Origin of the sequence: Bifidobacterium rousetti (assembly GCF_008698235.1) — a bacterium.
GTDB lineage: Bacteria > Actinomycetota > Actinomycetes > Actinomycetales > Bifidobacteriaceae > Bifidobacterium > Bifidobacterium rousetti.
In genome coordinates this window covers 81,162-106,354 of sequence record NZ_PEBH01000007.1, presented here as the reverse complement: position 1 = coordinate 106,354, position 25,193 = coordinate 81,162, and the positions used below count along the sequence as shown (strand labels likewise).

General features: G+C 65.5%; 19 protein-coding genes and 2 tRNA genes. 19 read left to right on the top strand and 2 right to left on the bottom strand.

Annotation, left to right across the window (positions count from 1 at the left end; translation table 11 throughout):
* Window positions 1-4 precede the first annotated feature (4 nt).
* The 6 genes from CSQ85_RS08380 to CSQ85_RS08355 all read left to right on the top strand — a co-directional run bounded on the left by CSQ85_RS08380 (window position 5) and on the right by CSQ85_RS08355 (window position 4,286).
* Complete coding sequence (locus tag CSQ85_RS08380) at window positions 5-673, top strand: single-stranded DNA-binding protein (protein ID WP_150383681.1); 669 nt, start codon at window positions 5-7, stop codon at window positions 671-673.
* Window positions 674-742: 69 nt separating this feature from the next.
* Window positions 743-991, top strand: coding sequence for a 30S ribosomal protein S18 (rpsR, locus tag CSQ85_RS08375; RefSeq protein WP_043167349.1), 249 nt, complete (start codon window positions 743-745; stop codon window positions 989-991).
* A gap of 17 nt (window positions 992-1,008) precedes the next feature.
* On the top strand, window positions 1,009-1,455 hold the full coding sequence (gene rplI, locus CSQ85_RS08370; protein WP_107041633.1) for a 50S ribosomal protein L9: 447 nt from the start codon (window positions 1,009-1,011) through the stop codon (window positions 1,453-1,455).
* Between the two features lie 862 nt (window positions 1,456-2,317).
* Window positions 2,318-2,391 (top strand) — tRNA-Lys (locus CSQ85_RS08365).
* Between the two features lie 380 nt (window positions 2,392-2,771).
* Window positions 2,772-2,845 (top strand) — tRNA-Lys (locus CSQ85_RS08360).
* Between the two features lie 709 nt (window positions 2,846-3,554).
* The gene (locus tag CSQ85_RS08355; RefSeq protein WP_150383680.1) at window positions 3,555-4,286 is read left to right on the top strand and encodes an MIP/aquaporin family protein; all 732 of its coding nucleotides are present in this window, start codon (window positions 3,555-3,557) and stop codon (window positions 4,284-4,286) included.
* A 129-nt stretch (window positions 4,287-4,415) separates the two neighbouring features.
* Here the strand turns inward: CSQ85_RS08355 and CSQ85_RS08350 are convergent, their stop codons facing one another.
* Window positions 4,416-7,073 carry an HAD-IC family P-type ATPase gene (locus CSQ85_RS08350; RefSeq protein ID WP_150383679.1) on the bottom strand — a complete coding sequence of 886 codons (2,658 nt, stop codon included), beginning with the start codon at window positions 7,071-7,073 and terminating at the stop codon, window positions 4,416-4,418.
* Between the two features lie 220 nt (window positions 7,074-7,293).
* Between CSQ85_RS08350 and CSQ85_RS08345 the strand changes: the two genes are divergently transcribed.
* The 3 genes from CSQ85_RS08345 to CSQ85_RS08335 all read left to right on the top strand — a co-directional run bounded on the left by CSQ85_RS08345 (window position 7,294) and on the right by CSQ85_RS08335 (window position 9,201).
* Window positions 7,294-7,575 (top strand): metal-sensitive transcriptional regulator, encoded by a 282-nt coding sequence (locus tag CSQ85_RS08345; protein WP_107041620.1) that lies wholly within the window; start codon window positions 7,294-7,296, stop codon window positions 7,573-7,575.
* An 86-nt stretch (window positions 7,576-7,661) separates the two neighbouring features.
* Complete coding sequence (locus CSQ85_RS08340) at window positions 7,662-8,303, top strand: orotate phosphoribosyltransferase (RefSeq protein ID WP_181281858.1); 642 nt, start codon at window positions 7,662-7,664, stop codon at window positions 8,301-8,303.
* Window positions 8,304-8,430: 127 nt separating this feature from the next.
* Window positions 8,431-9,201 (top strand): TrmH family RNA methyltransferase, encoded by a 771-nt coding sequence (locus CSQ85_RS08335; RefSeq protein WP_150383678.1) that lies wholly within the window; start codon window positions 8,431-8,433, stop codon window positions 9,199-9,201.
* Between the two features lie 357 nt (window positions 9,202-9,558).
* Here CSQ85_RS08335 and CSQ85_RS08330 read toward each other — a convergent pair whose 3' ends face one another.
* The gene (locus CSQ85_RS08330; protein WP_150383677.1) at window positions 9,559-10,515 is read right to left on the bottom strand and encodes a hypothetical protein; all 957 of its coding nucleotides are present in this window, start codon (window positions 10,513-10,515) and stop codon (window positions 9,559-9,561) included.
* Between the two features lie 592 nt (window positions 10,516-11,107).
* Here CSQ85_RS08330 and gatC point away from each other — a divergent pair.
* The 10 genes from gatC (at window position 11,108) to CSQ85_RS08280 (ending at window position 25,166) form a co-directional block, all read left to right on the top strand.
* Window positions 11,108-11,407: an Asp-tRNA(Asn)/Glu-tRNA(Gln) amidotransferase subunit GatC gene (gatC, locus tag CSQ85_RS08325; RefSeq protein ID WP_043167208.1), complete on the top strand. Its 300-nt coding sequence runs from the start codon at window positions 11,108-11,110 to the stop codon at window positions 11,405-11,407.
* An 8-nt stretch (window positions 11,408-11,415) separates the two neighbouring features.
* Window positions 11,416-12,957 (top strand): Asp-tRNA(Asn)/Glu-tRNA(Gln) amidotransferase subunit GatA, encoded by a 1,542-nt coding sequence (gatA, locus tag CSQ85_RS08320; RefSeq protein WP_150383676.1) that lies wholly within the window; start codon window positions 11,416-11,418, stop codon window positions 12,955-12,957.
* A 33-nt stretch (window positions 12,958-12,990) separates the two neighbouring features.
* Window positions 12,991-14,490: an Asp-tRNA(Asn)/Glu-tRNA(Gln) amidotransferase subunit GatB gene (gene gatB / locus CSQ85_RS08315; protein WP_150383675.1), complete on the top strand. Its 1,500-nt coding sequence runs from the start codon at window positions 12,991-12,993 to the stop codon at window positions 14,488-14,490.
* A 337-nt stretch (window positions 14,491-14,827) separates the two neighbouring features.
* Window positions 14,828-15,928, top strand: a complete 1,101-nt coding sequence (locus CSQ85_RS08310; RefSeq protein WP_190972961.1) for a GNAT family N-acetyltransferase — start codon at window positions 14,828-14,830, stop codon at window positions 15,926-15,928.
* A gap of 110 nt (window positions 15,929-16,038) precedes the next feature.
* A complete protein-coding gene (locus CSQ85_RS08305; RefSeq protein ID WP_043167202.1) occupies window positions 16,039-16,353 on the top strand; it encodes a DUF2469 domain-containing protein in 315 nt (104 codons plus the stop codon).
* 98 nt (window positions 16,354-16,451) lie between these two features.
* Window positions 16,452-18,056 (top strand): NAD(P)/FAD-dependent oxidoreductase, encoded by a 1,605-nt coding sequence (locus CSQ85_RS08300; protein ID WP_150383674.1) that lies wholly within the window; start codon window positions 16,452-16,454, stop codon window positions 18,054-18,056.
* 599 nt (window positions 18,057-18,655) lie between these two features.
* Window positions 18,656-20,896: a transcription termination factor Rho gene (gene rho / locus CSQ85_RS08295; protein ID WP_150383673.1), complete on the top strand. Its 2,241-nt coding sequence runs from the start codon at window positions 18,656-18,658 to the stop codon at window positions 20,894-20,896.
* A 228-nt stretch (window positions 20,897-21,124) separates the two neighbouring features.
* The gene (locus CSQ85_RS08290; protein ID WP_150383672.1) at window positions 21,125-22,081 is read left to right on the top strand and encodes an aminodeoxychorismate lyase; all 957 of its coding nucleotides are present in this window, start codon (window positions 21,125-21,127) and stop codon (window positions 22,079-22,081) included.
* Window positions 22,082-22,199: 118 nt separating this feature from the next.
* Window positions 22,200-22,682 (top strand): chorismate mutase, encoded by a 483-nt coding sequence (locus CSQ85_RS08285; RefSeq protein WP_223846913.1) that lies wholly within the window; start codon window positions 22,200-22,202, stop codon window positions 22,680-22,682.
* Window positions 22,683-22,841: 159 nt separating this feature from the next.
* Entirely contained in the window at window positions 22,842-25,166 is a 2,325-nt protein-coding gene (locus tag CSQ85_RS08280; RefSeq protein ID WP_150383671.1) for a hypothetical protein, read from the top strand.
* The last annotated feature ends 27 nt before the right edge of the window (window positions 25,167-25,193 follow it).

The window sequence follows — 25,193 nt, the reverse complement described above, 5'->3', positions numbered from 1 at the left end:
CGTCATGGCAGGCGAAACCACGATCACCATCATCGGCAACCTCACCGCGGATCCCGAGCTGCGAACCATCGGTTCCGGCGCGACCGTGGCGAGCTTCACCATCGCATCCACGCCGCGCACGTACAACCGCCAGTCCGGCCAGTTCGAGGACGGTCAGGCGCTGTTCATGCGTTGCTCCGCATGGCGCGATCTCGCCGATCACTGCGCGCAGTCCCTGTCCAAGGGCATGCGTGTGATCGCGCAGGGTCGTCTGCAGCAGCGCTCCTATCAGGCGCAGGACGGTTCCAACCGCACCGTCGTGGAGATGACGGTCGACGAGATCGGCCCCTCCCTGCGGTACGCCACCGCCCAGGTCACCCGTCAGTCATCCGGTCAGGGCGGCTTCGCGGGTCGTCAGGGCAACGGCGGATTCGCCGGCAACAACGGCGGATACGGCAACGGCGGCAATGGCGGCTACTCCGGTGGCGCCAGCTACTCCGGTGGCAACGGCTACCAGGGCGGCGGCTCCGGCTACGGCCAGTCTTCCGCGCCTCAGGCCCCGTCCGCCCCGTCCCAGAGCCAGACCCCCGCGGCCGACCCGTGGAGCAGCGACGCCGGTTCCGGCTCCAGCTTCTCCACCTTCGGTGGATCCTCCGATTTCGGCGGCGGATCCGACGACGATCCGGAATTCTGATCCAACGATTTCAGCGCACGCACCGCGCCTACGCCACACAAGCATCAAATCGTAAACAAGGAGAACATCATGTCACGCAAGAGGCCGCAACCGCCGGTCAAGCCGTTCAAGAAGAAGCCGAACCCGCTGAAGGCCGCCAAGGTCACCGAGATCGATTACAAGGACGTCGCGCTGCTGCGCAAGTTCATCTCCGATCGCGGCAAGATCCGTTCCCGTCGTATCACCGGCGTGACCGTGCAGGAGCAGCGTGATCTCGCGAAGGCGATCAAGAACGCCCGCGAGATGGCCCTGCTGCCGTACGCCACGTCCGGCCGCTGAGTTAGGAGGCTATGAACATGGCTGATACCAAGGTTATTCTCACTCAGACCGTTGCCAACCTCGGTCACTCCGGTGACGTCGTCGAGGTCAAGGCCGGCTACGCCCGCAACTTCCTGATCCCGCAGGGCTACGCCTTCGCGTGGAACAAGGGCGCCGAGGCCCAGATCGCCGCCATGAAGCGCGCGCGTCTGGCCAAGGCCGTCGCCACCCGCGAGGACGCCGTCGCCGCCAAGGCCGCCATCGAGGGCTCCGCCGTCGAGATCGCCGCCAAGGTGTCCGAGTCCGGCAAGCTGTTCGGCTCCATCTCCAAGGAAGCCATCGCGATGGCCCTCCTCGACAAGGCTCCGGTCGACCCGAAGTCCATCACCGTCGAGGCCATCAAGACCACGGGCGAGTTCCCGGCCGAGGTCCAGCTCCACCCGGAGATCTCCGCGAAGTTCTTCGTCAAGGTCGTCGCCGAGTGATTGATTCCGGCGCAGTTGCCTTCGTGATGATCGCTTGATTGTCTGATCGTTTGATCGTTTGATCGTTTGATCGGCTGATCGATCATGTTCGGGCGACCGCCGGACCCCATCAGACTGAGAGTCTGAGCTTAAGCACTGAGAACCCCGCCGTTGCCGCGTGTATCCGCACGCCGACCCGGCGGGGTTCTCGTATCTGCGTGGCGGGTGTGTGCGTGTGGGGGCGTATGAGGGTGTGTGCGTGTGCGGGGGTGTGCGTTTTGGTTGAGGGGCGGGTGCTTTGTGAGAGTTCGCGGTCAGGACGTGGCGGGCGTCTCTCGCTGGCAGGGTGACTGGCGAGACGCCCCTGCGGATGCCTGACCGAAACCTCTCGCTGGGCGGTTGCTTATGAGAGGACGTCGCCCTTATGGTGACCGTTGTCTCTCGCTAAGCGGCTGCTTGTGAGAGGGCGTTGTCACTGTGGTGACGGATGTCTCTCGCTGGGCGGTTGCCTGTGAGAGTGCGTCGCCCTTATGGTGACCGTTGTCTCTCGCTAAGCGGCTGCTTGTGAGAGGGCGTTGTCACTGTGGTGGCGGATGTCTCTCGCTGGGCGGTTGCCTGTGAGAGTGCGTCGTCTCATAGTGACGGTTGTCTCTCGCTGGCATGTGCCGTGGCAAGAGGTCGATGTGGTTTACGTGACGAGGTCGTCTCTGAACCGCTGTCCAACGTTGGGGTGACGAATGCGCCCACCCGTCACCGTGCGAGTGCGGCTCCCACTGCGTGAGTGCGATCCCACCGCGTGAGTGCGACACGCCGGGGTTGCGTCATGTGTGATTGCGTGTATATTAGTCACCTGTTGCAAGGAACACTTCAACGTCTGACCAACGCCCCTGTAGCTCAGTTGGTTAGAGCAGCTGACTCTTAATCAGCGTGTCCAGGGTTCGAATCCCTGCGGGGGCACATTCAAAGGCATCGGCTTCGCGCCGGTGCCTTTCTTGTTTTCTTCCGGAGTCCCGGAGCATGGAGCCTCGGGCCGGGCTCCCGTCCCGCACCTTGGCGACGAATCCTATGGTATCGGGCGTTTCGTGCACATGCCGGGGCTCGCAAACGGCGGATCCTATGGTATCGGACGTAAAAAGTCCCCATTTCGCGCTGAAAACGCCCGATCCTGCAGGATCCGCCGCTAGCCGGGTCGCGGAGGGTACGCGAAACGTCCAATCCTGTAGGGATGGACGGCGGTGTGATGATGCGACACGCGGGGGAAAGGATCAGGTTGCGTCATGTGTGATTGCGTGTATATTAGTCACCTGTTGCAAGGAACACTTCAACGTCTGACCAACGCCCCTGTAGCTCAGTTGGTTAGAGCAGCTGACTCTTAATCAGCGTGTCCAGGGTTCGAATCCCTGCGGGGGCACATTCAAAGGCATCGGCTTCGCGCCGGTGCCTTTCTTGTTTTCTTCCGGAGTCCCGGAGCATGGAGCCTCGGGCCGGGCTCCCGTCCCGCACCTTGGCGACGAATCCTATGGTATCGGGCGTTTCGTGCACATGCCGGGGCTCGCAAACGGCGGATCCTATGGTATCGGACGTAAAAAGTCCCCATTTCGCGCTGAAAACGCCCGATCCTGCAGGATCCGCCGCTAGCCGGGTCGCGGAGGGTACGCGAAACGTCCGATCCTGTAGGAACAGGCGAAACGCGCGGCCCGCTTCTTCCGCAACGTCCGATCCTATAGGATCGGATAGAGAGCAGCTGTTTCTGTTGCGGGAAACGTCCGATCCTATAGGGTTGGTCGGTAGGATGCCGGTTGCGTCATCGGGAACGTCTGATCCTGTAGGATCGGACGAAACTGTGTGTCCCCGTCCTTCCGAAACGTCCGATCCTATAGGATCGGACGAAATGCGCGGCCCTGATCTTTTTTTGACCATCCGATCCTATAGGGCCGGACGGGGAACGTGTGGCCCCTGGTCCTCCAGTCTGGGCGGGCTCCGCCGGCCAAGGCGGCACGCTTGCACGCACAACACGGTTCAGCCCTCGGCGTACACTTAGCTCGTTTGCCTGACGCGAGTCGCGTCACCGTCGCATTACCGCACTACCAAGCAATTAGCACGAGAAGAAAAGAAGAGCAGTGGAATATTCCCTCATGACCAAGCTGGCGGCCGAGTTCTTCGGCACCGCCATCCTGATGATCTTCGGCAACGGCTCCGTGGCCAACGTCGAGCTTAAGAACACCAAGGGCCATCACGCCGGCTGGCTCAACATCGCCATGGGCTACGGCTTCGGTGTGATGTTCCCGGTCCTCATGTTCGGCGCGATCTCCGGTGCCCACATCAACCCGGCCATGACCATCGCCCAGGCCATCAACGGCATGTTTCCGTGGAACGACGTCCTGCCGTACATCGTGGCGCAGCTGCTGGGCGCCGCGCTGGGCCAGTTCATCGTCTACCTGACTTATTACCCGCACTACATGGAGACCGAGGACCCCGAGGCCATCTTCGCCACGTTCTGCACCAGCGACGCGGATGACAAGAAGGTCAACTACTTCCTCAACGAGATGTTCGGCACCCTCGTGCTCGTCTTCGGCGCGCTGTGCTGCCTGATGGACCCGTGGGGCGAGAAGGACCCGGCCGCCGCGGCGATCGTCGTCGGCTTCATCGTGTGGGGCCTCGTCACCTCCATGGGCGGTCCGACCGGCCCCGGCCTGAACCCGGCCCGCGATCTCATGCCGCGACTGCTGCACGCCATCCTGCCGATCCCGAACAAGGGCACCTCCCGCTGGAACGAGGCGTGGATTCCGGTCGTCGCCCCGATCGTCGGCGCGATCATCGGCTGCTGGCTGTTCACCATGTTCTTCAACTGAGAGATGGTCCGCTGAAACACTGCGGATACGCCGGATACGTCTACGCCTACGCCTGATATAGAAGAAGGCTGGTCGATTCCTCACATGGGAATCGACCAGCCTTCTTCGTTGTATTTCGGGGGAAGCCGCTTACTTCTCGAGGAAGATCTGCGGTGCCTTGTCGAAGTTCTTCGCGCAGTGCTCGCCGCAGAAGTAGCAGGTCTTGCCGTCGTGTTCGCGTGTGATCGCGTCGGCGTTCACCGCGACGGTCATGCCGCACACCGGGTCGGTCGCGGTCTCGCCGTCGGCGGGGGCGGCGTGGTGCATGTGCATGTGGTTCATTTCCATGGTGTTCTCCTTGTGATTGGTGTTATGGGAAGTATTGTCCGCGGTGTGCGCGCCCGCTGCGCCCGTGGTGAGCGAGGTCCGCTCGTCCACGATCACGCGCGGCCCGTCGCCGGTGCCGGTGTTTCCCGTGGAACCTCCGCGATGCGATCCGGCGGTGTCGCCACCGTCGATCCTCCGCCCGGACACCGCATCCGCACTCGGACGCGCGAGGTTCAGACGATTCGCGTTGAGCACGAGGCACACCGAGCTCAGCGCCATCGCCAGTCCCGCGATCATCGGGCTCAACAACCATCCGGTGAACGGGTAGAGCACGCCGGCCGCGATCGGGATGCCGATCACGTTGTAGCCGAACGCCCAGCCGAGGTTCTGCCTGATGTTGCGCATCGTCGCCTGCGACAGGTTGATCGTCCGGATCACGCCGCGCAGGTCGCCGCTCATCAGCGTCACGTCGGCCGACTGCATCGCCACGTCGGTGCCGGTGCCGATCGCGAGTCCCAGATCGGCCTGCGCGAGCGCGGGGGCGTCGTTGATGCCGTCGCCGACCATCGCGACGAGTCCGTCATGCGGCTCGTTCTGCAGTTTCTCGATCCAGTACGCCTTGCCGTCGGGCTTGACCTGCGCGATCACGGTGTCGATGCCGACCTCGCGCGCGATGTGCGCGGCCACGTCGGCCTTGTCGCCCGACAGCATGACCGTGCGGATGCCGGCGGCGCGCAATGCGGCCACCGCCTCCTTCGATCCGGGTTTGATCGGGTCGCGTTCGTAGCTGGGGCGGCTCCAGTCGGTCGAATCGGCGTCGGCCACGCCGCGCGTGATCGTGCCGGTCTTGTCGAAGACGACGGTGCCGATCATCCGCGCGTTCTCCAGCGCCTTCGCGCTGGTGACGAGCACGCCGTTCGTCGCGCCCACGCCGGTCGCGGCCGTCACCGACAGCGGCGTCGCCAGGCCCAGCGCGCACGGGCACGCGATGATGAGCACGCTCACCGCCGTGACGAGCGCGTGCGCAAGCGCCGGATCGGGGCCGATCGCGAACCAGATCGCGAACGTCCACACCGCGATGATGAACACCGCCGGCACGAACACACGGGCGATGGAGTCGGCCATGCGCTGCACCGGCGCCTTCGTCGCCTGCGCGCGGGCGACCATCGCGACGATCTGCGAAAGCACCGTGTCGCCACCGACCTGTGTCGCGCGCATGAGGAGGTTGCCTTTGAGCACGATCGTCGCGCCGGTGAGGGTGGCGTCCGCGGCCGCGGCCTTGCGCACGGGCTGCGATTCTCCGGTGATCATCGACTCGTCGACCTGCGCCTCGCCCGCGACGATCACGCCGTCGGTCGGGATGCGCTCGCCGGCCTTGACGACGATGAGGTCGTCGGGCTTGACGTCGTCGATGTCGACGTCCGTGTAGGCGTGCGGGTCGAGCCAGTCGGACGCGATGGCCATGGCGCTCGCGGTATCCGTCGCATCCGACGCCACAACCAGCCGGTGCGCGGTGCGCGGGCGCAGTCCGATCAGCGCCTGCACGGCCTTGCCGGTGCCCTCGCGCGCCTTCGTCTCCAACAGGCGCCCGACGAGCACGAGCGTGATCACCACGCCGACCGATTCGAAGTACGGTTCGCGCGATCCCTCCGGCAGCAGCCACGGCGCCACACACACGAGCAGGCTGTACAGGTACGCGGCGCTTGTGCCGAGCGAGACGAGGGAGTTCATGTCCGGCGAGCGGTGCTTCAGCGCCGGGAATCCGACGCGATGGATCGGCGCGCCGCAGTAGAACATGACCGGTGTGATGAGCACCGCCTGCAGCCACGGATTGACAAGCCAGCCGGGAACGAGCATGTGATCGATCATGTGCAGCATCATGCCCGCGAAAACGGGCAGCGTGAGCACGGCGCCGATCGCGACGAGCTTGGTCAGGTTCCTGATCTCCGCGCGGCGTTCCTCGGCCTCACGCGCCTGCGCGGCGGCGAAATCGGCGCCGGGGGCGGGGGCATCGGCGGCGCTGGAGCGGGTCGTGCTCGCAGCGGCCTCGCTTGCGTCAGCCGCGCTCGCCGCCGTGTCCGCCGCCGCACCGTCCCCGTCACCCTCGACGCGCAACAGCCCGTGGACCATGTTCATGCCGCATGCGAACGGATACTCGCCCGCCTTGAGCGCGGGCAGCCTCACTTCGGTGGCGGTGTTGCCCGGCAGCATCGCGTCGAGTCCGAGATCGCCGAAGACGACGTGCGACGTGCATTCGCCGGTCTCCTGCCGGTCGAAGTTCAGGACGATCGGCACGCCGGCGCGCATCGTCAGCACATCCGGCGAGTAGCCGCCCTTTACGGTGATGGTGGCGCGCTGCTCGCCGTCGGCCATCTCGCCCTGCGTGGCCTTGCGTGCGCCGAAGAAGAACCGCAGGATGAGCCAGGTGAGCAGCGCCGCGCCTATCAGCGACGCCCCGATCGTGAATATCTCGAACTGCATGTCGTCCCTTCGTTCCTCTCCGTGTCGTGCCGTGCCTTGACGTGCCGTGCTCTGACGTTCCGTTCCATGACGTTCCCGGCATCCGACGCTCGGATGTCGTCCGTCACGATTCTATCCCTGATGACAGTGTATACCCTATACCCCTATATGGTATAATGATCGGAGATTCTTCCGAGGGGAAAACCGCGGGATCGCGGTATGGCAGGACAGGAGGGCGATCGTGCACGGTTACGGCGACGACAAGGCGAAGGTGCTCGCGCGGCTGCATCGCGTCGAAGGGCAGGTGCGCGCGATCGAGCAGATGGTGCAGGACGACAAGTACTGCATCGACGTGCTCACGCAGATCGCCGCCGCGAACTCGGCCCTGAAATCGGTGGCGCTGCTGCTGCTCGACGACCATCTCAAGCACTGCGTGTACCAGGCCACGCAGGACGGCGGCGCGGTGGCCGACGAGAAGATCGACGAGGCGTCCGCCGCCATTGCGCGCCTCGTCAAATCCTGAAAGGCGTTCGTCGCAGTGCCGACCGGCGCCGTCGCAGTGCCGGCCGGTGGCGCCCGGTGACGAGACCGGGCCGTATTGTTGGCGTTATGACTGATTCCGGTTTCCGTACCACCGGCCCCGCCGACCTGCGCGGTGACGCCATCGACTTCGCCGCCCTCGACCCGCGCGACCAGCTGCGCTCCCTGTTGAAGGAACGCGTCGTCGGGCGTCCGTTCTCCGAACTGTACGGCGTCACGCTCGATCACCACGGCGCCGCGGTGATGGGCCACGTCCTACTCGACACGCTTGAGGACGCCGGCTATTCGGTGGACGACTTCGACGCGGTCGGCGCGCTCACCGCCGCCTCCGTGCCGCTCGTCAGCGCCGCGATCCAGGCCGCCGCATCCCGTGGCGAGGACCTCGACGGATTCGTCATGGACTTCGTGTTCCCGTCGATCAAGGGCCCGTCGATCAAGGGCAAGCGCGTCGTCCTGCTTGACGCGTGGCTGTCGGAGAAGTCGTATGTGCAGACCAGCTCGCTGGTCACGCTGCGCAACGGCAACGAGCTGAGCCTCGACTTCTCGGTCGTCGAGCACGAGGGCGCCTCGGTCGTCGCCGTCGCCTCGCTCGTCGGCGAAGTCGGCGAGGGCGCGGACGAGCACGAAATCACCGTGATCAATCCGGTCGACGGCTCGCGCCACGAGGTCCCGTTCATCCAGGTCTTCCACGAGTCCGAGCTCAAGGCGTAGCTGGTTGCTTCTCTGTGATCGGTTCCCCTTGTCGGGGGAGCTGGTCCGCGGAGCGGGACTGAGGGGTAGTCGGTGATCGGCTGTCAGCAGTGGCCGGTCATGCTCATATAGTCAGTCGAGGAGTCGCATGCATCCCCGTAATCCCATCGACATCGAGGCCGAACGATCCGGCGAACCCGTCTTCCGCGAGGTCGGCGTGGGGCCGTGGTCCGAAACCCACCCCGGCGAGCCGCGTCCCGACGATCCGGCGTCACCTGCTTTCGATCCGTATCGGTACGATTCCGCACTGCTCGACGAGGGCGATCGACGCAACGTACTCGACCGCTACCGTTACTGGAGCGTCGCCGCGATCAAGGCCGACCTCGACTCGCGCGGGCGTCATGATTTCGAGATCGCCTGCGAGAACTGGACGCACGACTTTAACATCGGGTCGATGGTCCGCACCGCCAACGCGTTCCAGGCGCGGCGCGTCCACATCGTCGGACCGCACAAGTGGAATCGCAACGGCGCGCTGATGACCGAGCTCTACCAGCATGTGGAGCATCACCCGTCGATCGCCGAGCTGGTCGAATGCTGGCGCAACCGCATCGCCGGCGAAATCGCCTACGAGCGCTCCCGTGCCGCGGCAGACGACGCGCGTATCCGGGAGCTCGAGGCCGCGCGCGTCATCGCGATGGACATCATCCCCGGCGCCGTGCCGATGGAGACCTACGCCTTCCCCAAGCGCTGCCTGCTGCTGTTCGGCGCCGAAGGGCCGGGACTCACGCAGACCGCCCTCGACCTCGCCGACGACGTGGTCTACATCTCCCAGTTTGGTTCGGTCCGATCCATCAACGCCGGCGCCGCCGCCGCCGTGACCATGCACGCCTGGATCGCCCAGCACGCCGCCATCCGCTGAGGGGACGCCGGGCGCCGGCACTGGCGCGGGGCGCCGTCGTCCGTGACTACGCCCCGCGTGTCGAGTGCGGATCGCTGTATCCGGCTCCATGCCCTCATGCTGCGCGCCGTGCGCGCTCCCATGTGACGGAAACCTCTCGCTAGGGAGCGCCCAGCGAGAGACCTGAGTCGCATACTGACGGGAATCTCTCGCACATGTATTGCCCCGAGAGCGGTCCCCGTCACATGATGACGGAATCCTCTCGCGAGGAGCACTCTGGCGAGAGATTCCTGTCATCATTGACCGTGAGCCTCTCGCTGGCGGTGTCCGTAGGATGCGTCTCGGGCGGATGGTCCATGCGAAAAGCGGCCTGATCGGCTAGATCTGGTTCCGCGGCACTCCGGCGGCGAGTAGCTTGCCGATGAGCGGTTCCCGACGGATCGCGTCATCGAAGGTGAACCGGAATATCGTTGTGACTCCGGCACGGCGCAACGCCTCCTCGCGTTCCCGCTCCGCAAGCACCACGCCTTGGATGCTCCTTCGATCGGTCATCGCCGGATTCACATACTTCTCAGTGCCGTCCAATTCGCCGACGATGACACGTCCATTGGTCAGCCGCCACATGAAGTCGACGCGATACGTCTGCCCCGCGGAAGGGTCGACGAACGTCACCTGGACTTCCGGGACCATGAATTTCTGTTCGATGATCGTGCCACGCGCCAGCGATTCGCCGCCGTTCTCACTGCCGGGATTCGCATATCGCAGCAGTTGCAGCACCGGCAGGGGATTCCGGCGGATCCGTGCACTCGCCGCGAGTATGTCAGCGGCGGACAGCCCTTTGGACATGGCTGAATCGATGATCGCGAGCGCGTCCCGGAACGCCACCGTCAAACCGCAATCCACCACGGTGCGTGCCTGATCCGTGACACGGATGCCGTTGACGGTGACGATGCGTTGGTTCGCGGGGATGTGCAGCCGCCTGATACGACCATTCGCACAGGTGCCGGAACTTCGAGTGGTAGCAACCGTGATGGTACCGTCATGCAGCCGCCAACGGTGGTCGAGTCCGTGCGCCGTGGCAGCGGTGATGCCGCCGAACGCCCAGCCGGGATGTTTCACCGCCAATGCCCGTGCGATGTGCAACGTCCGTTCGGGCGGGGATAGCGACTGCCAGTATGCGGCATCGGCGTACAGGTTGGGAAGCGTCGGATGGAGCTCGCCCGCGCTTGCGCGGCGGGACAGTGCCTGACGTTGTGCGTGGGTGGTGCCGAACGCGCAGCGTCGTTCGGATTGCGCTGTCTGAATCAGCGCCGTGATTTCATGATGTTGTCTCATGGGGCGACCATAGGCGCCGTCTCGGTCGGAACGCGACCTCGATCGGCCCTGTGGACGAAGCCTCCCGTGGCCCGCGTGGTCCGTGATCGGGGCGAAAGCTGTGGATAACTCCCCGACACGGCCTGTTATGGCGTGCCGGCTGCTGCTCGCCGGTCCCGTTTCTGCCGGTTAGTGACGTGAATGTCTCGCTGAAGGGCGGTCAGCGGGACTGTTTCGTTGCCGTGTGACGGTTATCTCTCGCTGGGGGACTGGTCAGCGAGAGGTTCCCGCCACTGTCAAGCGGCGGACTCTCGCTGGGAGGAGGGGCAGCGAGAGGTTTTCGTCGGTAGTGGTCGTGGGACTCTCGCTGAAGGGCTGCCAGCGAGAGATAGCCGTCATTATTGATCCGGGACCTCTCGCCAAGGGGCTGTCCAGCGAGAGATTTCCGTTATGTCGGCCATGATGGCTCTCGCAGGGAAGGGTCGGGGACAGATGGACAGGGACGGAAGGACTGAGCGCAGGTGCAGTCGGACGCTGCGATGGAGACACGATGGTGGCGGAAGGGGACGGACATGTCCCGCGCGTGTCACAAACCGCTCGTATAGTTAGGCGCATGCCTACATTCACACGCGAAGAAATCGTGCATTTGGGCGATCTGGCCCGAATCGCGCTCACCGATGAGGAGATCACCCGCCTGCAGGGCGAGCTGAACGTCATCGCCGACTCCATCAACAAGGTCCAGGAGGTCGCCTCCGACGACGTGCCGCCGACCGCCAACCCGGTGCCGCTCGAGGCCTACCTGCGTCCCGACGAGCCGGTCACCCCGCTCACGCAGGCCGAGGCGCTCGCCGGTGGCCCGAAGACCGAGGCCGGCATGTTCGTCGCGCCGCGAATCCTGGGAAGCGAGGAGTGAGAGCGAAGATGACGCAAGCAACCAACGAACTGGTCAAGCTGTCCGCCGCCGAGATGGCCGCGGCCGTCAGGAAGGGCGAGGTCTCCAGCCGCGAGCTGGTCGACGCGCACCTCGAGGTGATCGAGGCCGCCGAGCCGAGCATCAAGGCGTTCCTCAAGGTCTCCGCCGACGTCGCCCGCGAGCAGGCCGACGCCTTCGACGCCAAGATGCCGGAAGAGAAGGCGAATCTGCCCGAGCTGGCCGGCGTCCCGATCGCGATCAAGGACATGATCGTCACCAAGGGCATCGAGACCACCGCCGCCTCCAAGATCCTCGAAGGCTGGGTCCCCCCGTACGACGCCACCGTCATCGAGAAGCTCAAGGCGGCCGGCATGCCGATCCTCGGCAAGACCAACCTCGACGAGTTCGCGCAGGGCTCCTCCACCGAGCACTCCGCCTACCAGACCACCCACAACCCGTGGGATACCGAGCGCGTCCCCGGCGGCTCCGGTGGTGGTTCGGCCTCCGCGGTCGCCGCGTTCGAGGCCCCGCTGGCCCTCGGCACCGACACCGGCGGCTCGATCCGCCAGCCGGGCGCCCTGACCGGCACCGTCGGCGTCAAGCCGACCTACGGCGGCGTCTCCCGCTTCGGCGCGATCGCCATGGCCTCCTCGCTCGACCAGATCGGCCCGGTCTCCCGCACCGTGCTCGACTCCGCCCTGCTGCAGGAGATCATCGGCGGCAATGATCGTCGCGACTCCACCTCCATCCCGGAGGGCCCGCGTCCGATGGCCGCCGCCGCGCGCGAAGGCGCCAAGCGCGACTTGAAAGGCCTGAAGGTCGGTCTGGTCAAGGAGCTCGGCGGCGAGGGCTTCCAGCCCGGCGTCGAGGCCCGCTTCAACGAGGCCGTCAGGAAGCTCGAGGACATGGGTGCCGAGGTCGTCGAGGTCTCCTGCCCGCACTTCGAGTACGCGCTGGGCGCCTACTACATCATCATGCCGTCCGAGGTCAGCTCCAACCTGGCCCGCTACGACGGCATGCGCTACGGCCTGCGCGTGATGCCGCCGGCCGACGTGCCGCAGACCGCCGCCAACATGATGGCCTACACCCGTGAGGCCGGCTTCGGCGACGAGGTCAAGCGCCGCATCATCCTCGGCACCTACGCCCTGTCCGCCGGCTACTACGACGCCTGGTACGGCTCCGCGCAGAAGGTCCGCACGCTCATCATCGACGACTTCAAGAAGGCCTTCGAGCAGGCCGACGTCCTGGTCTCCCCGACCAGCCCGTCCACCGCGTTCAAGTTCGGCGAGAAGATGGACGACCCGCTGGCCATGTACATGAACGACATCGCGACGATCCCGGCGAACCTCGCCGGCGTGCCGGCCATGTCGATCCCCGCCGGCCTGTCCGACGACGGCCTGCCGGTCGGCTTCCAGTTCATCGCCCCGCAGCAGCGCGACGAGGTCATGTACAAGCCCGCCGCCGCGCTCGAGGCCGCCCTCGAGGAGGACTGGAACGGACCGGTCTGGAAGGACCTGAAGGCCCCGTGGCTCGACGGCCTCGCCAAGTGAGCCAAGCATCGGAAGGATCGAAAGAAATACATCATGGCTGAAAAACTGATGAAGTACGCCGATGCCACCAAGAAGTACGATGTGGTGTTCGGCCTCGAGACGCACGTCGAGCTGTCCACGAAGACCAAGCTGTTCTGCCCGGCCGAAGTCCACTTCGGCGGCGAACCGAACACGCAGCTGACCCCGGTGAGCCTCGGCCTGCCGGGCTCCCTGCCGGTGGTCAACAAGACGGCGGTCGACTACGCGATCAAGCTGGGCCTCGCCCTGCACTGCGAGATCAACGAGTGGAGCCAGTTCGCGCGCAAGAACTACTTCTACCCGGACATGCCTCGTGACTACCAGATCTCCCAGTACGACAAGCCGACCAACGGCAACGGCTACCTCGACGTCGAGCTGGAGGACGGCACCGTCTTCCGCGTGCCGATCGAGCGCGCCCACATCGAGGACGACGCCGGCAAGAACACCCACGTCGGCGGCGCCGACGGCCGCATCGAGGGCGCCGACCACTCGTTGGTCGACTACAACCGCGCCGGCGTGCCGCTGATCGAGATCGTCACCAAGCCGATCGAGGGTGCGGGCGACCGCGCCCCGGAGATCGCGGGCGCCTACATGCGCGCGATCCGCGACATCGTGCGCGCGCTGGGCATCTCCCACGCCCGCATGGAGCAGGGCAACATGCGCGCCGACGTCAACGTCTCGCTGCGCCCGTCGGCCGACGCCCCGTACGGCACGCGTTCCGAGACCAAGAACGTGAACTCGTTCCGTGGCATCGAGAAGACGATCCAGTACGAGATCCGCCGCCAGGCCGCGCGCCTCGACGAGGGCAAGGAGATCCTGCAGGAGACCCGTCACTGGGACGAGGCCACGCAGACCACCGCCGGCGGCCGTCTCAAGTCCGATGCGGACGACTACCGCTACTTCCCGGACCCGGATCTCGTCATGCTCCACATCACCAAGGAGCACATCGACGAGATGAAGGCCCAGATGCCGGAGATGCCGCGTGAGCGCCGCAACCGCCTCAAGGCCGAGTGGAACCTCACCGACCTGCAGCTGCGCGACATCCTCAACGCCGATGCCCTCGACCTGATCGAGGACACCGTCAAGGCCGGCGCCTCGGCGGCCGGCGCCCGCAAGTGGTGGCTCGGCGAGCTGTCCCGCGAGGCCAACGCCAAGGGCGTCTCGCTCGAGGAGCTGCCCGTCACCCCGGCCGACGTGGCCGAGGTCGAGAAGCTCATCGCCGACGGCAAGCTCAATGACAAGCTCGCCAAGCAGACCGTCGCCGGCGTGCTCGCCGGTGAGGGCACCCCGGACGAGGTCGTCAAGAAGCACGGCTACAAGATCGTCGAGGACTCCGGTGCGATCGAGGCCGCGGTCGACGCCGCGTTCGAGGCCAACCCGGACGTCGTCGAGAAGCTCAAGAGCGGCAACATGAAGCCGATGGGCGTGATCATCGGCGCCGTGATGAAGTCCACGCGCGGTCAGGCCGACGCCAAGGCCGTCACCAAGATCGTCATGGGCAAGATCAAGGGCTGAAACCACCAAGGAAGCCCGGTGGGCTTCCGACTGGTTTCAGCCTGAACGGATGCGGCAGCGTCCGTGAAGGCAGGTTGAGTCCTTGCCGTAGGCAAGTCCATAATTGCAGGACTGAGCGGCTTCCATCCAATCGATAATCGGAATCCCGTCGTTCCCCCATTTCAAGGGGGATGGCGGGATTCCTGCGTTCCGTGTGGAAATTCGGTTACATGTAACCTCAGTGTTCTCCCAGCGTTCACACAGCCGAGTAAGATAACTTCGGCAATGATTGGTCGGCAATCGGTGGCCGGGTCAAGGAGGTCCGGCGACGTTTGGTTTTGCGAGGGACAACAGGGAAATGACTGAGTACACGGAAGCGAACATGGCTGCGGCGTCGGATATCGAACGTCGCGAACTGCCCGCACGCATCGTGATCCCGCCCATTCGCGGCGAGATGGTGCATCTGCGCCCCGCCACCATGGAGGACCTGCCCAAGCTGGATCAGCTTGACGCCTATTATCACGCCACCAAGATCACAGGCAAGGACGAGAACGCGGAACGCGCCGTCGTGCACGCGTGGGTGGCCCGTTCCGTCGCGTGGACGCAGGGTCAGGCCACGAGCGAGTCCGGTGTGGGGGATCCGGAGGCGCGCCGCACCATCGCGTGGGCGGTGCTGACCGACGCGGACCACGACATGGATCACAAGACCGACGCATCGTCCACCGGCAACGTGATCGGCATGATCTTCCTGATCGACATCGACGGCTGGTCCCGTTCCGCCCGCATCCAGATCATCCTCGGTCGCGACTACCGCGGCCGCGGCTACTCGCGTGACGCGATGCCGCGCGTCATGACGTACGGTTTCGCACCCGAGCCGGCGGGCCTCGGCATGCACCGCATCTGGGTGAGTGTGCCGGAGCAAAACACGCGTTCCGTCTCGGTCTACCAGTCGCTCGGCTTCGTGCCGTCCGGTACGTCGCGAGACGCGCTGTGGGACCCGGTCACCCGCAAGTACCAGGACCTCATCGTCATGGACACGCTGGTCGACGAGTACGATCCGATCCGGTCCCTCGAGGCGTTCGGCATGCACCTGATCGAGGACAATCCCGGCGTGCAGGAGGCGTTGAGCGCGCGCGAGCATTCGATCGCCATCCGCCAGCGCACGCGCGACGGTGAGGGCGTCGGCGCCGATAGGACGTCGGACGCGCGTGTCGCCGCATCGGCGTCCGCACGCACTGCCGCGCGTGACGAACTGCATCATCTGACGCCCCAGGAGGCGCGCGAACGGCTGGGACTGCCGCCGAGGATCGTCGAGCCGGAGACGGGCGAGTCGCATGCATCGCGCGACACGTCGGACGAGGAAAGCAACTGGCCGTACGGCCAGAGCGAGCGCAAAACGTCGAAGGACGCCTGGTGGCGTACCCTTGGACGTGGTCGCAAGCGCGAAAGCGACAGGTAGCGAACGAATACGTGATAGTGCATGATGTACCGCATGGCGTGCATGTCGCGCCCGCATCGGGCGGGCCGGCGCGCGTCATGCGTCAAGTCAAGGATGGATTAAGGAAGGGTATGAGCGCCGAGGATCTCGATAATTACGAAACCGACGCCGAGCTGTCGCTGTACAAGGAATACCGCGACGTCATCAAGCTGTTCACCTACGTGGTGGAGACCGAGCGCCGCTTCTATCTGGCGAACAAGGTGGATTTCAACGTGCGTTCCGCCGGTCAGGACGTGTACTTCGACGTCCAGCTCACCGACGCATGGGTGTGGGACGTGTATCGTCCGAGCCGTTTCGTCAAGAACGTGCGCATCGTCACGTTCAAGGACGTCAATGTCGAGGAGGTCCAGAAGACCGACATCGACATCCCCGACGACATCCACTGAGCGGGCTGACGGACGTTATGTGAGAAAACGCACGCGGTCGGCGTGCGGTTCCGTGCGCTCCGGTAGGATATGCGTGATTTTGTTATAAGGAGATGAACGTGACCGACAAACAATCCGTGGTCATCATCGGCGGAGGTCCCGCCGGACTGACCGCCGCATGGGAGCTCATCAAGGACGGCGGCGCCGACAAGTACGATGTGACGGTTCTCGAGGAGACCCGCGCGTTCGGCGGTATCTCGCGTACCGTTCGCCACAACGGCAACCGCATGGACATCGGCGGGCACCGCTTCTTCTCGAAGGACGACCGCATCATGGACTGGTGGAAGGAGGTCCTGCCGCTGCAGGGCGCGCCCTCCTACGACGACAGGAAGCTCGGCCGCGAGCACGACATGGAGCCGGGCGGTCCCGATCCGGAGGTCGAGGACAAGGTGATGCTCAAGCGCCACCGTGTCTCCCGCATCTACTGGAACCGCCACTTCTTCGACTACCCGATCTCCCTAAGCCCCAACACGCTCAAGGCGATGGGCTTCAGGCTCACGATGGTCGCCGGCTTCTCCTACCTGAAGTCGATGTTCCACAAGCTGCCCGAGACCAACCTCGAGAACTTCTACATCAACCGTTTCGGCCGCAAGCTGTACTCGATGTTCTTCGAGGGCTACACCGAGAAGCTGTGGGGTCGTCACCCCTCGCAGATCTCCGCCGACTGGGGCGCGCAGCGCGTCAAGGGCCTGTCGATTCTGGGCGTGCTCAAGAACGCGTTCCAGAAGCTCCTGCCGAAGAAGCGCTCCAACGCCGAGGTCGAGACCTCGCTGATCGAGGAGTTCTGGTATCCGAAGTACGGCCCCGGCCAGCTGTGGGAGACCGTCGAGCAGAACTGCGAGGCCGCGGGCGTCAAGGTCGTCACCGACGCGAAGGTCGTCGAGGTGCGTCAGGATGGCGGCCGCATCGCCTCCGTCGTGACCGTCGACTCCGAGGGCAATCGCAACGAGCTCAAGGCCGACCAGTTCATCTCCTCGATGCCGGTCAAGGACCTCGTCGACGCGATCGATGCCGGTGAGCAGGCCGTGCAGGGCGAGCACGCCCCCGCGGACATGGTCCAGGTCGCCGAAGGCCTGCCGTACCGCGACTTCGTGACCGTCGGTCTGCTGGTCAAGCACCTGCGACTCAAGAACACGACCGACATCCCCACCCTCGGCAACCCGCCGATCGTGCCGGACTGCTGGATCTACGTGCAGGACCCGGGATACAAGGTCGGCCGCCTCCAGATCTTCAACAACTGGAGCCCGTATCTGGTCAAGGACGTCGACAACACCGTGTGGATCGGCCTCGAGTACTTCTGCGAGGAGGGCGACTCGTTCTGGAACATGTCCGACGAGGAGGCCACCAAGTTCGCGATTTCCGAGCTCACCCGCATGCGCGTCATCAGCGGCCCCGCAGACGTGCTCGATTCGCACCGCGAGCGCGTCAAGAAGGCGTACCCCGCCTACTTCGACACCTACGAGCACATGGACGAGCTCATCGAGTACCTCGACGGCTTCGGCAACCTGTACTGCGTCGGCCGCAACGGCCAGCACCGCTACAACAACATGGACCACTCGATGGCCACCGCCATCGAGGCCGTCGGCAACATCAAGTCCGGCAAGACGTCCAAGAAGAACGTGTGGTCTGTCAACACCGACAAGTCCTACCACGAGCAGAAGTGAATGGACGGAGCGTATACGGCCTTTCCTCAGACTCGACGTACCTTCGTACGCCTTCGCCTTCGGACGGCCGTCTCCGCACGCGTCCATCCACTTGTGACGAAGTGAAATAGTCGCGATACCAAGGCTCCCTCGGTCCTCGAGGGAGCCTTTTTGCGTTGTGATGAGGCGAGCTGGACGCGGTCTGGCCCGCCCGTCGGTTCACCAGCCGTCCGATCCGATAGGATCGGACGTCACGGGGTGTGTCCGGGGACATGTTTTCGCCCGATCCTATAGGATCGGACGCTACAAGTCCCGAATCGGGCCTTCGGACGCCCGATCCGATAGGATCCGTCGCCCGGACTGGCGGTTTGGTGGGCAATGGAACGGTGGAAACATAGGGCTGTGCATGTTTCCGGGAGGCGCGTACATGCGTGCCTTCGTACACGCGCAAGTGGAAAAGCCGGTTTGCGTTGGTCTGGGAGACGTTGTATGGTAAGTGCAGTTCGCGAGCATTGGATTGCGGCGGACGTTCACAGACGGCGGGAAGCCGTAATCACTCTTCAGGCTGGTGCCGGTGTGTCGCGTATGCGTCGGTATGGTGCTGTGGAAAGGTATGAATCGTGGCCAATAGCCAGAATCTTGAGGATATGAAGCTGCCGGAGCTCAAGGAGCTCGCCAAGCAGATGGGACTGCGCGGCACGTCCACCATGCGCAAGCCGGAGCTGCTTGCCACGTTGCAGGCCGCCCGTTCCGGCGGTGAGGCGCCCGCGGGCGTCACCGTGCGCGCGCCGAAGACGGCGAAGTCCACGAAGGCGAAGGCCGCCAAGCAGAACGATCTCGCGGCAGCGGTCGCCGAAGCCGCGGCCCCGTCCTCCGAGCCGGCCCCGGCCGTTCCGGCGCAGCCCGTCTCCTCCGAGATCCCGCAGGCCGCTGCCGAAGCCGCGGTCGCCCCGGCGCAGGAGCCCGCGCAGGAGCGCGTCGACTCCGTCCTCGAATCCTTCACGCCGATCACGCCGGCCGCCGCGTCGTCCGATTCCATCGAATCCGACGCGGTGCATGAGCGTCGCGAGGATGACGCCGATCGCGGCCGTGAACGCGCCGCACGCACGCGTGCGCGCAGGTCCGACGCCGCCCGATCCGGCGATCGCGGTCAGATCGATGCGGCCAGCCTGCTTGATTCGCTGGATCTGGGCGAGGGCGATTCCTCCGCCGACCGTGAGGATCGCACCGAACGCAAGGAACGCGGCCGTCGTCACATCATCGACGAGAACGGCGACGAGATCATCGTCGCGAACGTGCGCCGTCGCCGCCGCCCCACCGAGGAGAGCGAGCAGAACGACGAGGTCGTGCGCGATCTCGACGACATCCTCGCCACGCTGCCCACGCAGAACAACGTCACGCCGCGCGTGGAGGACGAGGAGGAGCCCCGTCGCGCACGCGGCGGCGATCGCAATGGACACAACGGACGCAACGCCGAGCGTGACGATCACGCCGACCGCCGCGGCCGTCGCATGCGCGGCCGTGACCGCGGTCGCGACTTCGAGGAGCGCGACGACCGCCGCGACTGGTCCGATGAGCGCGGCGATCGCGCGGATCGCAACGACCGGCCGGAACGCGGCACCCGCGCCGAGCGCGGCGCCGACCGCAACGACCGCGCGGATCGCAATGAGCGTGCCGATCGTCGCGGCAACGCCGGCAATGAGGAGCAGAACGACCTCGTGCCGGTGGCTGGCATCGTCGACGTGCTCGACTCCTACGCCTTCGTGCGCACCTCCGGCTACCTGCCCGGCCCGAACGACGTGTACGTGTCGATGGGCCAGGTCAAGAAGTACGGTCTGCGCAAGGGCGATGCGGTGCACGGCGCCATCCGCGCGCCGCGCGAGGGCGACCGCCGCAACCAGCGTCAGAAGTTCGTGCCGCTGCAGTCGATCGATTCGATCAACGGGATGAGCGTCGAGGAGGCGGCCAACCGCCCGCAGTTCAGCAAGCTCACCCCGCTGTACCCTCAGGAGCGCCTCAAGCAGGAGACCACGCCGAACAAGCTCACCGGCCGCATCATGGACATCGTCTCCCCGATCGGCAAGGGTCAGCGTGGCCTGATCGTCTCCCCGCCGAAGGCCGGCAAGACGATCACGCTGCAGAACATCGCGAACTCGATCACCACGAACAACCCGGAAGTCCACCTGATGGTCGTGCTCGTGGACGAGCGCCCCGAGGAGGTCACGGACATGGAGCGCACGGTCCAGGGCGAGGTCATCTCCTCGACCTTCGACCGCCCCGCCTCCGACCACACCACCGTCGCCGAGCTCGCGATCGAGCGCGCGAAGCGACTGGTCGAGCTCGGTCAGGACGTGGTCGTGCTGCTCGACTCGATGACCCGACTCGCCCGCGCCTACAACATCGCGGCGCCCGCCTCCGGCCGCATCCTGTCCGGCGGTGTCGACGCACAGGCCCTGTACCCGCCGAAGAAGTTCTTCGGCGCGGCCCGCAACATCGAGAACGGCGGCTCGCTGACCATCATCTCGTCCGCTCTGGTGGAGACCGGATCGAAGATGGACGAAGTGATCTTCGAGGAGTTCAAGGGCACCGGCAACATGGAGCTGCGCCTGTCGCGCGAGCTCGCCGACAAGCGCCTGTTCCCGGCCATCGACGTGAACGCCTCCGGCACCCGACGCGAGGAGCTCATCACCAACCCGCAGGAGCTGCCGATCATCTACCGTCTGCGTCGACTGCTCGGCGGCATGGAGCCCGAGCAGGCCTACCAGACGCTGGTCCCGCGCCTGAAGAAGACCGCCACCAACCGCGACTTCCTCACCGCGCTCGTCCAGCAGGCCAACGGCAGCCCCGTCAACGGCAACTGAGTCTGAGCCTGAGCCGCTGGTAGAGTCGCGCCCATCGCCTCACGCGCCCGCCCGTCATCTACGGGCGGGCGTTTCCTATAAGAGGCCGGACACCGCTATCGGCGATCGGACGATCATCGCCATCCGATTCATTCGTGAAACATGACGGGGGTATGTTCAATGCCCGAAATGAACAAGAAAACGGCCGTCGGGCTTCGTGGCCGGACGGCATCAGGGGAGGACGATCGCATGGCTTCCATCGTGCTGGGCATGGGCAATGGCAAGGTACTGTTCGGCGACGGCGATGTCGTCGACATCGCGGCCGTGCCCGATAGTGGCCTCATCACACTGGCCGACCCGGAGGGGTTCAACATCAACGCGTTCGACCTGAGCGTGCTGCGCGGCGATGGCATCTTCGAGGCGACCACGGTGTGGAAGGGCCGCCCGATCTCGTTGGAGAACCATCTGCGCCGTCTCGCGCACTCCGCCGCGCTGATGGACATGCCCGCACCGAACATCGCCGCGTTCACTCGGGCCGTGGATCTGGTCATCGCCGCATATGACGATCCCGAACCCGGTCCGCTGCTGCGCATCATCGTCTCGCGCGGGCTTGATCCGGAGACCGGCGTGGGTCGAGCCTCCGACGGCACGCCCACGGTGTTCATCTTCCTTGACGCGAAGGGCGCGCTGCACGATGTCACCCCGATCACGGTGGCCTCGATGACGCGTGGCTACCCGTCCGACATCACCGCCCGCGCGCCGTGGCTGCTCAACGGCGCGAAGACCCTGAGCTACGCGTTCAACTGCGCCGTGCATCGCGAGTGCGCGCGTCGTGGTGTGGGCGATGCGGTGCTGTTCACCGAGGACGGGTTCACGCTCGAATGTCCGAATTCGTCGATCGTCGCCCGTTACGGCGATACGTTCGTCACGCCGGACCCGTCGATCGGCATCCTGAACGGCACGTCGCAGCGCGAGCTGTTCGCGTGGGCGATGCAGGAGGGGCGCAAGATTGAATACCGCAAGCTGCCGATCGCCGAACTGCGCGAGGCCGATCGTCTGTACATGACGCACGGCGGCTGGGCCATCCCCGTCAACGAGCTCGACGGCCGCGCGATCGACTGCGATCCGGCCGAAATCGCCGCGATCAACGACGCGATCCACACCGGCCGCACCCACGACGACGCCCTCACCATCGGTCCGCGGTGAGGGCGGCATCGGAGTTACGGCTACGGGCCCCAAGTGCCACTCGACGCGATTTCTGTCGATATTCGCGTTCAGCGGTGTGAACGGGCCGCGTCCGTGCCGTTGGGGTAAGGTTGGGATTATGAGTGAAACGAGCGACACCACGACGAACGCCGGAGCGGTCAGCGGCACCGCCGGCGGCAACGGCAACGAGAGCGGCGACTGGCTGAGCGCCAGCGTCAGCCGCAATCCCGGCGAGCATGCGACGGTCATCGACTCCGAGCAGGCCGCCAACGACCCCGAAACCGCCCTGACTGTGGCGAAGATCAAGGCGTTGCGCCAGTCCATCGACAACGTGGACACGGCCATCGTCTCCCTGCTCGCCGAACGATTCAAGTACACGTCTCAGGTGGGCGTGCTCAAGGCCCGCGCCGGTTTCGCCCCCGCGGACTACAAGCGCGAGGACTACCAGATCGAGCGACTGCACCGCATCGCCGTCGGCGCCGGACTCGACCCGGACATCGCCGAGATGTACCGCGAGTTCGTCGTCACCGAGGCGAAGAAGCGTCACCAGCGCATCGCCGACGCGGGCGGCGATCCGGGTGTCCTCGACGTCTTCGCCTGATCGGTCGCGTCGTTATCGGCTCCGTTGGCGGCTTTGGACAGATGTTCCAGTTCCGTCCATGGGTGAACTGCGGCGGGACGAGTATATTGACGTGCTGAATTGCTGATTGGCCCGGTACGGTCGTGATGGCTGTAACCGTGCGGTGGATGGTGGGGGATTATGAGACGATCGACGCCTGTTGCGACGGTTCGCGTCCGACTGCGTGGCACGTGCGCCACGGCCTGTGCGCTCGCCGTCGTATCATCGCTGGCGTTGGGTGGGGCGATCGGCATCGATGCCGCCGCCCAACGTGCCGTGATCCCCTCGATCGACGGCGCCAGCGTCTTCACCGTGACCGATGACGACGGTGAGCCCGGTGATCTCTTTCTTGTCGCATCCGATGCGTCCGGCGGTTCCGACCAGTCGGATGGTCCGGCATCGGGCTCCGGCCAGCCGATCGCCGTCACGCAGGTCGAAGCCGGCAAACGCGACATTCCGATCGACGTGGACGTCACCTATTCCCTCGACGGGCCGAACGTCGACCGCGCGACGATCTCCGGCGCGACCGGCGTCGTCGGCGTGCATGTGCAGGTCCATGAGAAGCTGCTCGACGGGCTGACCGACGCGGTCTCCGGCGATGCGTCCGATGACTCCCGGCGATTCCTCATCGTCTTCACCGTGCCGACGCGCGTGGCCGACGACCTGACCGTCAGCACTGACACCTCGATCGTCGGCACGCAAGGCTCGAACACGCTCGTCGCCGCCGTCGTGCGCGCGGGGGAGCAGGTCGACTGCTACATGAACGCGAAGAAGTTCACGATGGGACAGATCGCCGTCGTCTCCGCGTCCGACGCATCCGTCACGTCCGCGCTCGCCGCCGAGGCGCAGGCGATGGGCGACGGCTCGGCGACGTTCAGCCAGCCGGGACAGTCCGATGCCTCGGGGAAGTCCAAGTCCACCGTCGCAGGCGACACCGGTTCCGGCAGATACCAGCGACTCATCGACCAGCTCACTAAGCTGCGTGACCTCGAACGCTCCCTCGCGTCGAGCGAAATCGCCAGCAAACAGGCCGATTACGACAAGGCGTTCCACGCCTACATGGCCGCCTACGTAGGCTCGTACACGAATCACCTGTCCGGTTCGATCGGTTCATCCACGCAGCTGACGGCCCTGATGGGCACTGCCGGCGAGCTGAGCGGCGACACCCCACTCGCCAAGGCCGTGCTCGGCGAGGCCAACGCCACCGACGCGCTCGCCTCCGCGCACCAGCACACGGGCGCGGCCGATGCGATCGACCAGGTGATCCGCATGGCCCGCGCGCAGAGGGTCGACGGCCTCGCCGACACGCTCAAACGTCGCGCCGGCGAGGAGGAGACCGAGGGCGCGAAGGAGTATGCCGCCGGCCAGTCGCAGCTCTCGCAGGCGATGATCCCGTATTCGATGGCCTACACCGACGCGTACACCAAGCATTTGAGCGATTACACCGGCGGCACGTCGTCCGGCGCTGCCGCCTACCTCGATCGGGCGATCGCCGACACCGACAAGGACTTCGCGTCCGGTGGCGCGCATGCGGGCGATACCGCCAAGGTGAACACCGCTCTGTCCGTGCTCGCCTCCGCCCGTGAGCGCACCGGTGCGGCCGCCGCCTACCGCCAGATCGTGCTGCGTTTCGCCGACGAACTCAACGGCGTGGGCGCGGGTGTGTCCGGTGCGGCGTCCGGTGTGGCGTCCGATACTGCGGGATCGGACGGTACTAGGCGGGAGTTCCGGGGCGGTTTGTCCGATCCTATGGGATCGGACGAGTCACTTGCGGCCCGCGCCGAGACCAGGCGGCTGCGCGAGCTGGCCGCCGCCGAGCGTAAGGCCGCCAAGGCGTCCTCCGGTGACGTGACGACTACCGTGATCGACGAGACCGCCGCCAAAACCGATGCGAGCGATGTGATGAAATTCGCCGGCGGCATCCCCGGCGCGGGCAAGGGGAGCTGTTCGACAGGCGGCGAATCCGGGGACGCCGGTGGCTCGGGCGATGCCAGTGGCTCAAGTGCCGACGGTGGTTCGAGTACGGCTGGTGGTTCGAGTGCCGACGGTGGTTCGAGCGGTACCGACGGTTCGAGCAGTACCGGTGGTCCGGACGGCACCGGCAAGCAGACTGATGCCGTGCACGACGATTCGGCCGCTTCCTCGACAAACTCGGCCGCAGCATCATCCGGCGCCTCCGCGATTCCGGCGAACCGTCCGTCGCCTTACTTCGGCATGGCAGGCATGAATCCCGGCCCGGCGCTGACCATCGACACCGACGGTCTCATCAACGACACCACCGCGCTCGCCGACGCCGGCGCGCTCATCGCCGCCGCCATCAATCAGGGTGCCGGCAAGCTTCTGCCGTCCTCCGGCGCCGGTACCGCTTCGTCGGGGTCCACCGCCGGCACCGACTCCGCCTCCGGTGAGAATGCCATCCCGTCGGACGCCACCACCCGTTTCCTCATCGTCGAACCGGGAATCTAGTGGTACCCATCGCGCGGTGTACTTCCC